At 39.7% G+C, this 14,065-nt stretch carries 15 protein-coding genes; 13 read left to right on the top strand and 2 right to left on the bottom strand.

The features are described 5' to 3' along the window. Positions 1-108: 108 nt before the first annotated feature. Complete coding sequence (locus DTW91_RS02940; protein ID WP_125201925.1) at positions 109-1,323, bottom strand: dicarboxylate/amino acid:cation symporter; 1,215 nt, start codon at positions 1,321-1,323, stop codon at positions 109-111. 91 nt (positions 1,324-1,414) lie between these two features. Here DTW91_RS02940 and DTW91_RS02935 point away from each other — a divergent pair, with 91 nt between their 5' ends. The 9 genes from DTW91_RS02935 (at position 1,415) to hisIE (ending at position 10,117) form a co-directional block, all read left to right on the top strand. Beyond that, a complete protein-coding gene (locus DTW91_RS02935; protein WP_125201924.1) occupies positions 1,415-2,665 on the top strand; it encodes a CinA family nicotinamide mononucleotide deamidase-related protein in 1,251 nt (416 codons plus the stop codon). A 282-nt stretch (positions 2,666-2,947) separates the two neighbouring features. Then, positions 2,948-3,805, top strand: a complete 858-nt coding sequence (hisG, locus tag DTW91_RS02930; protein WP_125201923.1) for an ATP phosphoribosyltransferase — start codon at positions 2,948-2,950, stop codon at positions 3,803-3,805. Next, the gene (hisD, locus tag DTW91_RS02925) at positions 3,805-5,097 is read left to right on the top strand and encodes a histidinol dehydrogenase (RefSeq protein WP_125202021.1); all 1,293 of its coding nucleotides are present in this window, start codon (positions 3,805-3,807) and stop codon (positions 5,095-5,097) included. Before hisG ends, hisD begins: the two co-directional genes overlap by 1 nt. Continuing rightward, complete coding sequence (gene hisC / locus DTW91_RS02920; RefSeq protein WP_125201922.1) at positions 5,087-6,118, top strand: histidinol-phosphate transaminase; 1,032 nt, start codon at positions 5,087-5,089, stop codon at positions 6,116-6,118. The genes hisD and hisC overlap by 11 nt, the downstream gene beginning before the upstream one ends. A gap of 1 nt (position 6,119) precedes the next feature. Next, on the top strand, positions 6,120-7,253 hold the full coding sequence (gene hisB, locus DTW91_RS02915) for a bifunctional histidinol-phosphatase/imidazoleglycerol-phosphate dehydratase HisB (protein ID WP_125201921.1): 1,134 nt from the start codon (positions 6,120-6,122) through the stop codon (positions 7,251-7,253). A gap of 65 nt (positions 7,254-7,318) precedes the next feature. Further along, the gene (hisH, locus tag DTW91_RS02910) at positions 7,319-7,900 is read left to right on the top strand and encodes an imidazole glycerol phosphate synthase subunit HisH (RefSeq protein ID WP_125201920.1); all 582 of its coding nucleotides are present in this window, start codon (positions 7,319-7,321) and stop codon (positions 7,898-7,900) included. A 161-nt stretch (positions 7,901-8,061) separates the two neighbouring features. Further along, positions 8,062-8,778, top strand: coding sequence for a 1-(5-phosphoribosyl)-5-[(5-phosphoribosylamino)methylideneamino]imidazole-4-carboxamide isomerase (gene hisA, locus DTW91_RS02905; protein ID WP_125201919.1), 717 nt, complete (start codon positions 8,062-8,064; stop codon positions 8,776-8,778). Next, positions 8,778-9,530 carry an imidazole glycerol phosphate synthase subunit HisF gene (hisF, locus tag DTW91_RS02900; RefSeq protein WP_125201918.1) on the top strand — a complete coding sequence of 251 codons (753 nt, stop codon included), beginning with the start codon at positions 8,778-8,780 and terminating at the stop codon, positions 9,528-9,530. The genes hisA and hisF overlap by 1 nt, the downstream gene beginning before the upstream one ends. Continuing rightward, the gene (gene hisIE, locus DTW91_RS02895; protein ID WP_125201917.1) at positions 9,527-10,117 is read left to right on the top strand and encodes a bifunctional phosphoribosyl-AMP cyclohydrolase/phosphoribosyl-ATP diphosphatase HisIE; all 591 of its coding nucleotides are present in this window, start codon (positions 9,527-9,529) and stop codon (positions 10,115-10,117) included. Before hisF ends, hisIE begins: the two co-directional genes overlap by 4 nt. Here hisIE and pdxH read toward each other — a convergent pair whose 3' ends face one another. Then, the gene (gene pdxH / locus DTW91_RS02890; RefSeq protein ID WP_125201916.1) at positions 10,118-10,771 is read right to left on the bottom strand and encodes a pyridoxamine 5'-phosphate oxidase; all 654 of its coding nucleotides are present in this window, start codon (positions 10,769-10,771) and stop codon (positions 10,118-10,120) included. A gap of 104 nt (positions 10,772-10,875) precedes the next feature. On the opposite strand from pdxH, the gene DTW91_RS12650 reads away from it, so the two are divergent. The 4 genes from DTW91_RS12650 to DTW91_RS02875 all read left to right on the top strand — a co-directional run bounded on the left by DTW91_RS12650 (position 10,876) and on the right by DTW91_RS02875 (position 14,064). Then, on the top strand, positions 10,876-11,046 hold the full coding sequence (locus DTW91_RS12650; protein WP_185144728.1) for a hypothetical protein: 171 nt from the start codon (positions 10,876-10,878) through the stop codon (positions 11,044-11,046). Positions 11,047-11,102: 56 nt separating this feature from the next. Then, positions 11,103-11,654, top strand: coding sequence for a YqgE/AlgH family protein (locus tag DTW91_RS02885; protein WP_125201915.1), 552 nt, complete (start codon positions 11,103-11,105; stop codon positions 11,652-11,654). A 250-nt stretch (positions 11,655-11,904) separates the two neighbouring features. Beyond that, complete coding sequence (locus tag DTW91_RS02880; RefSeq protein ID WP_125201914.1) at positions 11,905-13,593, top strand: ABC transporter ATP-binding protein; 1,689 nt, start codon at positions 11,905-11,907, stop codon at positions 13,591-13,593. A gap of 135 nt (positions 13,594-13,728) precedes the next feature. Then, complete coding sequence (locus DTW91_RS02875) at positions 13,729-14,064, top strand: DUF3276 family protein (protein WP_125201913.1); 336 nt, start codon at positions 13,729-13,731, stop codon at positions 14,062-14,064. Position 14,065: the final 1 nt, after the last annotated feature.

Raw genomic sequence — 14,065 nt, 5'->3', positions numbered from 1 at the left:
CCCGATAGTAGTGGAAATCCTTTTTTGCGTGGACTTACCGATCTTTTTGATGACAAAACGGGATGCAAAAAAGATTGCAACGGATAGCGGGATTAAGCTCCTAAAAAATTAGGCGTTTTCTATTTTTACAAATTTGGAAACCACCATACTGGCGAGGATGTTCCCGACGGAATTGAGAACCGTGGCCAAAGGATCCACCAAAGTTCCAATGATAATGACCGCCGGAACCACATCGGGCGGGATTTTGTAAATCGAAATCATCAGCATTTCGCCGATGTAACCGCCATTTGGGATTCCGCCGGCTACTGCGCTTACGAAAATCGTGATTCCCAGTGCCATTATGAGATTCAGAGGCTCGAAGAAATCCCAGCCAAGTAGCTGGAATGCAACATAGATTTTGATGATGGAGGATATGGATGAGCCGTTTTTGTGAATGGTGGTACCAATGGGAATGACGAGGTTGGCGATAGAGGCCGGCACGCCCATTTTCTTGGCAGCCTCGATGGCAACGGGCATTGTCGCCAAGCTGCTGCAAGTACTTATTGCAGTTGCAGTCGGCAAAAGACTGTATTTCCAGAATACTTTTACGCCTTTTCTGCCTTTCCAGACGAAGGCGTATAAACTGAAAAATAGGATAAAATAAATGATTCCGGCAAAGTAATAAAGTCCCAATGGCTTGGCATAAAACCCGAAAAGTTGCGGACCGATGGTGCCAACTTGATACGCAAAATAAGCGCCCAACCCGATTGGCGCCGCTTTCATGATTAGTAATAAAAGTTGCTTCATAACCTCGTTGCCGGCCAGCACAAAATTTTGAAATGCAGCTCCCTTTTCGCCGGATTTTCTGATGGAAATTCCCATTAAAAAAGAAAAGAGCAAAAGGGCGAGCATATTTTGCCGAGAAAACAGATGGTAAAATTCGCTGACGGTGAAGAATCCAACGATTTGATCATTGAGATTGCTGTCCGAATGCAAATGTTCCGAAATGGCTTGGTGGATGTTGGCGGGCGGTTCCGTTGGGAAAATGTAGACCATTGCGATGGAGAATGTGGCCGAAATCAGGATAAAACTTAAGAAAGTCAAGCCCATAATTCCGATCATCTTTCCCAGTTGGTTCTGCTGCTCGATGCCGGAAATGGCCGAAACTATGGCAAAAAAAACGAGCGGAATGACCGTCACGAAAAGCAAATTGAGAAAAATATCGCCAATGGGTTTCAAATAGATCACAAAATCCGGTGCAAAAATCCCAACGATACTTCCCGCGAAAATCCCCGCGAGAAGCAAAATAATGTTGTGGTAATTCTTCCAAAAAGACGGATTCATTGCTCAATTTTGGTCAAAGATAAATAATTCTTAACCATAAAAACCTTATGATTTTTAAATTTAGAAGATAATTATTCCCGAAATTTGTCTTATGAAAACAGCTGTTCTGATTACCATCGGCGACGAGATTCTCTCTGGAAATACCGTGGATACCAATTCCAATTTCATTGCCACGCAGTTTAAAGAAATTGGCATCAAAGTTCTGAGGATTTTTACAATTCCTGATGAAGAAAAAGCCATTGTTGCGACTTTGACAAAAGCTTTCGAAATGGCAGATGTCGTCGTCACGACGGGCGGACTAGGTCCCACGAAAGATGATATTACCAAAAAAGCTTATGCTAAATTTTTTGGGGATGAATTGGTTTTGTCAGAAAAAGTGTACGATCATCTTCGGACTTATCTCGAAAAACAAAAACGCCTTTGGCTCTTGGAACATAACCGAGATCAGGCTCTGGTCTTATCCAAATCTGAGGTTTTTCTGAATTATTTTGGGACGGCACCTTGCATGGTGTTGGAAAAAAATAGCACATTTTGTTTCAGCCTCCCGGGCGTGCCTTACGAGGTGAAGCCCTTGGTGAAAGACCAAATTATCCCGTTCTTGCAGGAAAAACTGTCTCTGTCTCACATCGTGACGAGAATTGTGTCTGTGGTGGACGTTCCGGAGAGCGTTCTGTCTGAAACCATCGAAGATTGGGAGTTGGCATTGCCAAAGCACATCAGGCTTTCCTACCTGCCAATCGGCAACAGGGTAAAATTGAGATTGACCGCTTCGGGAAGTTCTCGGGAAATTTTAGAGCAGGAATTGGAAACGGAAATCCAAAAATTAATTCCAATCATTAGCGAAAATATCATTGCAACGCACGAAGACCGAATCGAAAAAATATTGGCAGAATTATTAATGGAAAGAAAATTGACGCTCTCTGTGGCTGAAAGTTGTACAGGTGGCGAATTGGCACATCTGATCACGTCGGTGGCCGGCAGTTCACATTATTTTTTGGGCGGCATCGTAACGTATGCTTCCGAAAAAAAAGTAGAAATCTTGAACGTCGATTCCGAGACCATCGAAACATTCACGGTGGTAAGCGAGCAAGTGGCCTCCGAGATGGCGAAAGGCTGTCAGGAATTATTTAAAACTGATATTTCCGTTGCTACCACGGGCGTAGCCGGACCCGAAAAAGGAGAAGATGGCAAAGACGTTGGAACGGTTTTTTATACGATCAGGATTGGAAATGAAGAAACGACTTCCAAACTTTTTCTTCCGCATCTGGAAAGGATAGATTTTATGAATTTCGTTTCTCAGAAGGTCTTGCAAGACATCGTTTCGCTGATGGTCAAAAAATAAATGAGACGGTGTGAATAATCAGTTAAACGGCTGAAAATTAAAAAAGTTGATCCAGTTTTTACAAAAAAATAGATTTTAATTAAAATAAGTTTTATACATTTGCTAAACCAAAATATGAAAATGACCACACAATTTATGCATCATCATCACCATTTCCTCGCGCAGACGGGAAGGTCGTGATAGGTCATAACTTCTAAAAATATAAACCGTCTGAGTAATCAGTCGGTTTTTTTTATTCCAAAAATTCTCCTGTCGTTTACTCAGACTAATTTAAAATATAAAATGAGTAAACTAAAATTAGCCCTACAAAAAAGCGGACGACTGAGCGAAAAGTCGCTGCAACTCTTGGAAGAATCGGGCATCAAAATTTCCAACGGCACCAGAAAACTGAAAGCCGTTTCCTCCAATTTTCCGCTGGAAATCCTTTTTCTTCGCGACGATGATATTCCGCAATACGTGGAGCAAGGCGTTGCCGATATTGGAATCCTCGGTCTAAACGAAGTGCTGGAGCAGAAAAAACAAATCGACACCATTCAGAAATTAGGATTTGCGCAATGCCGATTGTCTTTGGCTATCCCGAAGGAAGAAAGTTACCGCGGAGTTCACTACTTCGAAGGTAAAAAGATTGCGACGTCTTATCCCGAAATTCTTTCAAATTATTTTAAAGAAAAGAACATCAATGCCCAAATCGAAAAAATCGGTGGAAGCGTAGAGATTGCACCTGGAATTGGGCTTTCGGATGCGATTTTCGATATCATCAGTACAGGTTCTACCCTGCTTACCAACGGGTTGAAAGAAGTAGAAACAGTTTTGGACAGCGAAGCCGTTTTGGTTTCAAACAATGACTTGCCACCTGAAAAAAGGGACATTCTCGAAAAATTACTCTTCCGGATCAACGCTGTAAAAGAAGCTTCCGAAAGCAAATATATTCTCCTGAACGCGCCTAATGAAAACTTAGAAAAAATCATCAACATTCTACCCGGAATGAAATCTCCAACCGTGATTCCACTTGCAGAAAGTGGCTGGTCGTCAATTCATTCGGTTATCAAAGAAGATCAGTTTTGGGAAGTAATAGAAAAATTGAAGAATGAAGGTGCGCAGGGAATTTTAGTCTTAGAAATCGAAAAAATGATATTATGATGAAGCAGTATAAATATCCAAATTTTGCAGAATGGAAAGCACTTTCCGAGAGGCCTTTGCAAAATCAAGAAAACCTTTCGGAGCAAGTGAAATTGGTTTTCGGTGAAGTTAAAAAGAACGGAGACAGAGCTTTGAAAATCTTTACAGAAAAGTTTGATGGGGTAGCTCTAAATTACTTTAAAGTTTCTGAAAATGAAATCGATGAAGCAAAAAATTTGGTTTCTGAAAAATTAAAATCAGCCATAAAAACAGCCTTGGAAAATATTAGAAAATTCCACAGTTCTCAAAAAGAAGACAGAAAAATCATTGAAACCTCCGATGGTGTTTTTTGTTGGAGAGAAAGTCGGGCGATTGAAAATATTGGAATCTACATTCCTGGAGGTACAGCGCCTTTGTTTTCCACAGTTTTGATGCTGGGAATTCCGGCAAACATTGCTGGTTGCAAGAACATTGCGCTTTGTTCGCCGCCCGACCATAACGGAAAAATAAATCCTGCAATTTTGTTTACTGCAGATTTGGTTGGCATCAAAAATATTTTCAAAGTAGGTGGTAGCCAAGCCATTGCGGCTTTAACTTTTGGAACAGAAACCATTCCGAAAGTGGATAAAATCTTCGGACCCGGCAATCAATATGTGACCTTTGCGAAACAGTGGGCGCTTAATTTTAACGTCGCCATCGATATTCCGGCGGGTCCAAGTGAAGTTTTGGTGATTGCAGATGAAACCTCGATTCCTGCATTCGTAGCGTCGGATCTATTGTCGCAAGCGGAACACGGAACGGATTCTCAAGTGATTTTATTAACTGATTCTCAAATAGTTATCAATGAAATTATAACCGAAATCGAAAAGCAAATGGAGGAATTACCACGAAAAGAAATTGCAAAAATCGCACTCCGAAACAGCAAATCAATTTTGTTCGATTCGATAAATGAAGCGATCGACTTTTCCAATTTTTATGCGCCCGAACACTTGATTTTGGCCACAGAAAACGCTGAGAATTTCGCTGATAAAATCACCAATGCAGGCTCGGTTTTCTTAGGAAATTACAGCCCCGAAAGTGCCGGCGATTATGCTTCGGGAACCAATCACACTTTGCCAACCAACGGTTTTGCGAAAAATTACAGCGGCGTTTCTTTGGATAGTTTTGTGAAGAAAATCACTTTTCAAAATGTCACGAAGAATGGTATTAAAAATATCGGAAAATCCATCGAATTGATGGCGGAAGCCGAAGAATTGATGGCTCATAAAAATGCGGTTTCCGTCAGATTAAAATATTTGGAAAATGAAAATTAACATTCAAAATTTGGTCAGAAAAAACATTTTAAATCTCAAGCCGTATTCTTCCGCAAGAGACGAGTTTGAAGGTGGGAACGGCATTTTTTTGGACGCCAACGAAAATCCTTTTGGAGAATTGAATCGCTATCCAGACCCTCATCAAAAAAAAATTAAGGAAAAATTGAGCATCATTAATCGGATTTCTACAGAAAATATTTTCCTCGGAAACGGCAGCGATGAAGTGATTGATTTGGCTTTCCGAATCTTTTGCGAGCCGGGAATAGATAAGGTTTTGACATTCTCACCAACTTACGGAATGTATGAAGTTTCGGCTAATATCAACAATATAGAACTTATCAATTTGGATTTGAATGCAGATTTTCAAATCGATTTGAAGACTTTAAAACCATATTTAAACGACGAAAATCTGAAAATCATTTTCATTTGCTCGCCAAACAACCCGACTGGAAATTCAATTAAAAATATAGAATACATTCTTGAAAATTTCCGCGGAATTGTCTTTATTGATGAAGCTTATATCGATTTTAGTCCGGAAGAAAGTTACAGAAATCAAATTAAAAAATATCCGAATCTTATCGTGAGCCAGACTTTCAGTAAAGCTTGGGGAATGGCTTGCGTGAGAGTCGGGATAGCGTATGCATCGGAAGAAATCATCAATTTTTACAACAAAGTAAAACCGCCTTACAACATCAGTCAGCTTAATCAAAATGCAGTTCTCGAAGTTTTGAATGATGAAAATATCAAGATAGTTTCCGAAAACATTAAACTGATTTTAAAAGAAAAAAAACTTCTGATTCAAAATTTAAAACAACTGAAATTGGTTCAGAAAATTTATCCTACTGATGCCAATTTTATTTTAATCGAAGTTGAAAACGCAGATGAAATCTACCAAAAATTAGTCGAGGAAAATGTGATTGTAAGAAACCGAAATAATGTCATCAAAAATTGCTTGAGAATAACGGTTGGTTCTCCGGAAGAAAATTTGAAATTAATAAAAACCTTAAAATCAATTAGTTAAAATGAAAAAAATACTATTCATAGACCGCGACGGCACTTTGGTTCTGGAGCCCGACGATTATCAGGTCGATTCTTTTCAAAAACTGAAATTCTATCCGCAGGTTTTCATTTACCTTTCAAAAATCGCAAAAGAACTGGATTACGGTCTGGTAATGGTGACTAATCAAGATGGCTTGGGGACAAAGTCTCATCCCGAAGAAAATTTTTGGCCCATTCAAAATTTCATCATTGAAACATTTGAAAGTCAAGGTATTAGATTCCAAGATATTTTCATTGACAAAACCTTCGCCAAAGACAATGCACCAACGAGGAAACCGAACACCGGACTTTTGACAAAATATTTTAATAAAGATATTTACGATTTAGAAAATTCCTTCGTGATCGGCGACCGAATGACCGATGTCAAATTGGCAAAAAATCTTAATTCAAAAGCAATTTTCATTAATACTGATGAAAATCTTGGCGCAAATGAAATCTTAGAAAATGAAGATTTTGAAAACGTGATGGCTCTCAAAACCACTTCCTGGCAAGAAATCTACGAATTCCTCAGACTCGAAAACCGAACCGCAAAAATCATCAGAAACACCAACGAGACTAAAATAAAAATCCTCCTGAACCTAGACGGAACCGGAAAATCCAACATAGAAACCGGAATTCCGTTTTTCAATCATATGCTCGATCAGATTGCAAAACACGGCCAAATGGATTTGGAAATCAAAGTCGATGGTGACCTGGAAGTGGACGAGCATCACACGATTGAAGACACAGCGATTGCCCTCGGAGAAGCGTTTTACAAAGCTTTGGGAAACAAATTAGGAATCGAGCGTTACGCTTTCGTATTGCCGATGGACGATTGTCTGGCGCAGGTTGCGCTGGATTTTGGCGGAAGAAATTGGATTGTTTGGGAAGCCGATTTCAATCGGGAAATGATTGGAAAAATGCCCACCGAAATGTTCTTCCATTTCTTCAAATCTTTTTCTGACTCGGCCAAAGCAAATCTCAACATCAAAGCAGCAGGCGACAACGAACACCACAAAATAGAATCCATTTTCAAAGCCTTCGCCAAATGTCTCAAATCTGCCGCAAAGCGGGATCCAGACAAAATGATTCTCCCATCTACAAAAGGAATGTTGTAGTAGAAATAGAGAAAAGACGAATAGATTATAAACTTTACATCTTGCATCTGTAAAAATTAAAAATAATGCAAACAGTTATCATAGATTACAAAGCCGGAAACGTCCAAAGTCTGCTATTTGCGATTGAAAGGCTGGGCTTTTCGGCGAAGATTACAAGCAATGCAGACGAGATTTCCAACGCAGACAAAGTCATTTTCCCGGGCGTTGGCGAAGCGGCTTTTGCGATGAACTCCTTGTGCGAAACCCAGCTGGATTCGCTGATTCCCGAGCTCAAACAACCTCTTTTGGGGATTTGTCTCGGGATGCAATTGCTTTGCAAAAACTCGGAGGAAGGCGACACAAAAGCCTTAGGTATCTTCGATGTTTCGGTCAAAAAATTTCCAGATTCGGTTCTGGTTCCGCAGATCGGCTGGAATCAGATTTATGATTTGAAGTCGGATTTATTCAAAGGAATTCCGGAGCAGACATACACGTATCTCGTTCACAGTTATTACGTTGCAAAGAATGAAAACACGATTGCAACCACCGATTATTCCGAAGCTTACAGCACGGCTTTGCAAAAAAACAACTTTTTCGGCGTGCAATTTCATCCGGAGAAAAGCGGCATTCTGGGAAGCAGAATATTAGAGAACTTTTTAAAATTATAATAATTTCAACCACAAAAGACACAAGAGGAAAGATTGAGAATAGAGATTTTCAAAAGAAAACAAAATTTTACATAAACCCTTTTTGGAACTTTTGAGTAACTAAAACGTAAAATCTTTTGTGACTTTTGTGGTTAGAGTATCATTAAAAATCAAAACAGAAAATGAGAATTATCCCGGCAATAGACATCATCAACGGTGAATGCGTGCGGCTTTCAAAAGGCGACTACAGTCAGAAAACGATTTACAATTCCAATGTTATAGACGTTGCCAAAAACTTCGAGGCCAACGGAATCCGCTTTCTGCATCTGGTAGATTTGGACGGCGCAAAACAGAACCAAATCATCAATTATAAAATATTAGAACAGATTTGTAAACAAACCAATTTAATCATCGATTTTGGCGGCGGTTTGAAATCGGAAAAAGATATTGAAATCGCTTTTGAAAGTGGCGCCAATCAAGTGACAATGGGAAGTGTGGCGATCAAAAACCCGGAATTATTTCAAATAAGTTTGGAAAAATATGGTTCCGAAAAAATCATTTTGGGTGCTGATGCACGGCAAGAAAAAATCGCAGTTTCCGGCTGGCTTGAGGAAAGTGAAAAGAATATTTATGATTTCATCAAAGAAAAAACAGAATCGGGAATCGAGTACGTTATCTCAACAGACATCGACAAAGACGGAATGTTGGAAGGCCCTTCTTTTGAGTTATACAAAAATATAATTTCGCAAAATCCGGATATAAAACTCATCGCGTCGGGCGGAATTACTTCCGTTGAAGATTTAGAAAAGTTAATATCCATCGGTTGTGAAGGCGCAATCATCGGGAAAGCTTTGTATGAAAACAGAATCACGTTCAACGATTTAAAACCATTTCTCTAATGCTCGCAAAAAGAATTATTCCTTGTCTCGACATCAAAAATGGCGAAACCGTAAAAGGTATCAATTTTTTGGATTTGAAAGAAGTCGGAAATCCGGTAGAAATGGCAATTAAATACTCAGAACAAGGCGCTGATGAATTGGTTTTCCTCGATATTTCTGCAACCGAAGAACGGCGGAAAACTTTGATTCCATTAGTCAAAGAAATCGCGAAAAATATCAATATTCCGTTCACGGTTGGTGGTGGAATCAATGCTTTGGAAAATGTAGAAGAACTTTTGAAAAACGGGGCCGACAAAATCACGATTAATTCAGCGGCTTTATCGAATCCAAATTTAATTACCCAAGTTGCCAAACGATTTGGTTCGCAATGTATGGTTTTGGCGATCGACACCAAATTCGTTGGAAATCAACACAAAGTTTTCAGCAATGGCGGAAAGATCGAAACTGACAAAGAACTGTTTTCTTGGGCAAAAGAAGTCGAGAATCTGGGTGCGGGCGAAATACTCTTAACCTCGATGAATACGGACGGAACCAAAGCCGGATTCGCGATCGACATTACCAAAAAACTTTCGGAATTGGTCAATATTCCGGTAATCGCTTCCGGAGGTGCAGGTACGATGCAACATTTTGAAGAGGTTTTCAGGGAAACCAAAGCAACAGGAGCGTTGGCGGCGAGCATCTTTCACTTCAACGAAATCGGAATTCCGGAACTTAAAAATTATTTAAAATCTAAAAACTTACCCATACGATGACTATAAAATTTGACAACAATACAGGCTTGGTTCCAGCAATTATTCAGGATTATCTTAATATGAAAGTTCTGATGCTGGGTTATATGAATCAGGAAGCATTTGACCAGACTTTGCAAGAAAAGAAAGTCACTTTTTTCTCCCGTTCCAAAGATCGACTTTGGACCAAAGGTGAAACCTCAGGAAATTTTCTGGAATTAATAGATTGGAAAATCGATTGCGACCAAGACACGATACTCATTAAAGCAAAACCGTTGGGACCAACTTGTCATAGCGGATCGACGACTTGTTTTGCAGAGGAAAACGATAAAGGATTTTTGTACGAATTGCAACAAACGATTTCTGATAAAATTGATAATGATGACGACTTGAAATCCTACACCAACGAACTATACAAAAAAGGCATCAACAAAATCGCTCAAAAAGTGGGTGAAGAAGCTGTGGAACTCGTCATTGAAGCGAAAGATAATAATGACGAATTATTTCTGAATGAAGCTGCAGATTTGATGTACCATTATTTGATTTTGCTGAAAGCCAAAGGTTTTACAATGGAAAATGTCGAGACGGTTTTAAAATCGAGAAGCAAATAATTACGGCGCCAATCTTGAGATTTTCCAATCGATGTTATCTTCCAAAGAGTAAAGAATTCTGTCGTGGAGGCGGTTCGGTCGGCCTTGCCAGAATTCTATTTCATAGGGTTTTGCGATGTAGCCGCCCCAATTTTCCGGTCTTGGAACTTCTTGGTTTTCAAATTCTTTTTCGAGGTGTTTCAGTTTATTTTCGAGGAAATCTCGGTCGGGGATTTCTTGACTTTGAGGCGATACAACCGCGCCCAACTGGCTGCCCTTCGGCCTCGAATGGAAATAGCCATCGCTGAGATTCTCGGCGACTCTTTCGACATTGGCTTTGATGATGATTTGCCTTTCGAGGCTTGGCCAGAAGAAATGAAGACAGGCTTTGTGCGTATTTTCGATTGATCTTCCTTTTCGGCTGTCGTAATTGGTGTAAAAAGTAAAGCCATCGGCGCTGTATGCCTTCAGCAAAACCATCCGGGTGCGTGGGCAGCCGTCATCTTCTACGGTGGAGATGGCCATTGCGTTGGCTTCGGCGACTTCCGGCGCATTTTCTGCGTCCAGAAACCAGTCTCGGAACTGCTCGATGGGATTTTGCTTGATCTCGGATTCGATCAATTGGGATTTTTCGTAGGTTTTTCTTTTATCGTACAGGTTCTGTGAGTCGTTCATTTTGATTGAGATATAGACAATTTGGAAATTTATTCCAACGCAAAGTTCGCAAAGATTTTTTAGATAGCAACAGCTTTCCTGGCTGAAAGGCGTAAAATGCAGCGATGAAAACTAAAGATGAAAAACGGATATCTCAAAAGAGAAATCTACAACTTTGCGAAGCTGCAGCCCGACTTGAGCGGAGCTCTTTTTCTTTTTTTGGAAAAAAAAGAAAAAAGCGGGAGCGGAAGGCGGATAAAGCTGCCCAAAACAGTTTAAATCCTTGTAAAATTTAACGTAAATTTCAATTGAAATTCTTTCCAAAAAAAATATTTTTTTATAGATTTGAAATATGAATTACTCTTATAAAGGTAAAATTTTAATATCTACGCCGGACATTTCGGGCGATATATTTTCCCGTTCGGTTGTTTTGATAATCAATCACAACGAGAATGGGGCGTTTGGCCTGATCCTAAATAAGAAGAATCAGAACAAGAGTTCGCAGCTGCTGAATATTCTTGGCTTCCCTGTGGATCTATATGAAGGCGGCCCTGTGGAGCAAGAAAGGATTTACTTCATCATAAAAGGGGAAAAAAAGATTACGGCAGAATATGTTGAAATCAACAAGCAGTTTTATCTCACAGAAGATATTGACGCGGTGATTTCTGCGATCATCAACGGGGAGATTAGTACGAGCGAAATGAAGGTTTTCTCGGGATATTCCGGCTGGGCGAGTATGCAGCTGGAGGGCGAATTGCAACGAAAAATGTGGACAGTGGTGGATGTTTACAATTTGGATTACACCTCGCCTAATGATCAGGGGCTTTGGAAAAATATTATGCAGAACTTGGGTGGCGAGTTTTTGCTTTGGGCCAATGCGCCGGAAGATGTTTCGATGAATTAGATGGATGAGAACATCATAAAAATAGCAAATTCTACAAAACGTAAAAAGGTTCAGTAATTTCGAACCTTTTTGTTTTTTTAAGGATTACTAACAAAAAAGTTTCCGAAAGCGGGCTTTTCTATTTTTCTTGACGGATGCTTTGCTGATCTGTTATCAATTGTTAAGAAACAATCAAACCGGCGTTTTAAAATCTTTTCTGAAATTTTAAATCATTAATTTTGCATCGCTTTTCTAAAACCGAAGCCATAGAATGAAAGCGTTAAAATCACTTAATCCGTATTTCTGGAAACACCGCGTCTTGCTACTTTGGGGATTTTTATTCATTATTTTGAGTAATTTCTTCGCGATATACAAGATTCAATACATCGGGCAAACGGTGAATATCATTGCGGAAAATTATTCCACGCTCCACTTATCCGATTCAGCCGGACTAATAGCCAATGTCCAAAATAATTGGAGCTATTTCCGGATCATCTTTATCAACTCGGGTATTCTGATTGTCTGTTCTCTGCTATCGGGATTTTTCACTTTTATGATGCGGCAAACCATCATCGTGGCTTCCAGAAGAATAGAGTATGAACTGAAAAATAAAATCTATGCCCATTATCAAGAATTATCGGTTACGGATTACAAAAAGACGACCATCGGGGATCTGATGAACCGGCTGAGCGAGGACGTGGTCGCTATTAGGATGTATCTGGGTCCCGGCGTGATGTACCTCTTCAATCTTGTAATTCTGCTGATTATCACGAGCACTTATATGTTTATGACCGATGTTCGGATGACACTTTGGACCTTGTTGCCTCTGCCAATTCTTTCTTTTGTAATCTACAAAGTCAGTGATATTATCAATAGAAAATCGAAGGTAATGCAGAAAAGCCAGTCCGGGATATCGACCTTTGTTCAGGATAGTTTTTCGGGAATCAGAGTGGTCAAATTCTTCAGTAAAGAAAAATATATTGAAAAGAACTACGGCATAAAAATTAGAGATTATCAAGACAAAGCCTTGGATCTGGCGAAAACCGAAGCATATTTTTTCACGATTATCCTCTTCGTGGTCGGGCTTCTGAATGTAGCGGTTCTGTACATCGGCGGTCAAAAATATATAGCCGGCGAAACGAGTGTGGGAACGATTGCAGATTTCTTTATGTACATCAATATGCTCATCTTCCCATTCTCGATGCTGGGTTGGGTAACGTCTATCAACCAAAGAGCGGAGGCCAGTATGCAGCGCGTGAATGAGTTTCTGGATATGCAATCGGAGATCGTCAATACAAATAATGAAACCTACCCGATCTTCGGAGAAATAGAATTCCGAAACGTGAGCTACACCTATCCGAATACGGGCATCAAAGCGGTGGATAATCTCAGCTTCAAAATAAATCCCGGAAAATCCTTAGCAATAATGGGAAAGACTGGAAGCGGAAAATCTACCATTGCACAATTGCTGTGCCGATTAATCGATCCGGATGAAGGCGAGATACTCATCGACGGGAAAAATCTCAAAAACCACAATCTAAAACTTTACCGTGACCAGCTGGGCTACACGCCGCAGGAAAGTTATCTTTTTTCCGACACGATCGAGAATAATATCGGATTTGCGATAGACCATCCAAATCACGACTTGGTGGTGGAAATGGCGAAAAAAGCTGATGTCCACAAAAACATCGAAGAGTTCAAAGAAAAATACGATACTATGGTGGGCGAGCGCGGCGTAATGCTCTCTGGTGGTCAGAAACAGCGGATTTGCATAGCCCGGGCGATGATAAAATATCCGAATATCTTGATCTTCGACGACTGCCTCTCTGCCTTGGATACGGAGACGGAGGAACATATATTGCACAACATCGAAAATGATTTGAAGACAACGACCTCTATCATCATAACTCACAGAGAATCAAGCGCTAAAATGGCGGACGAGATATTATATTTGAATTAAATGCTCAATAAACTGTTAATAATCTTGCCAAATTTTTAAGAAATTTAACCAATTTCAGGATTTTTTTAACAAAAAATTTTGAATTTCCAAGAATTCTGTTATATTTGTTTAAACAGATTTTAAAAATATATAACGATGAGTGAATTTAAGGAACGACATGAGAATGAGATTTTCACCAAGGTGCTGAAAGCGGGCAGAAGAACGTACTTTTTTGATGTGCGGGAAACCAAAGCGGGTGACTATTATCTCACCATTACCGAAAGCAAAAAGAATTTTGGGGACAATGGCGAAGCTACTTTTGAAAAACACAAGATTTATCTTTATAAAGAGGATTTTAAAAGTTTCCAAGAATTATTTAACGAAGCCACAGACTTCATCATCCAACAGAAGGGCGAAGACGTGATCTCGGAACGGCACGAAAAAGATTTCAAATCAAAATCGTTTACGATAGAATCGGACGACGAAGTTTAAT

Source organism: Chryseobacterium sp. SC28 (assembly GCF_003932955.1).
Lineage (GTDB): Bacteria > Bacteroidota > Bacteroidia > Flavobacteriales > Weeksellaceae > Epilithonimonas.
Note: the sequence above shows the minus strand (reverse complement) of the source record. Positions and strands in the feature narration are given on the sequence as shown.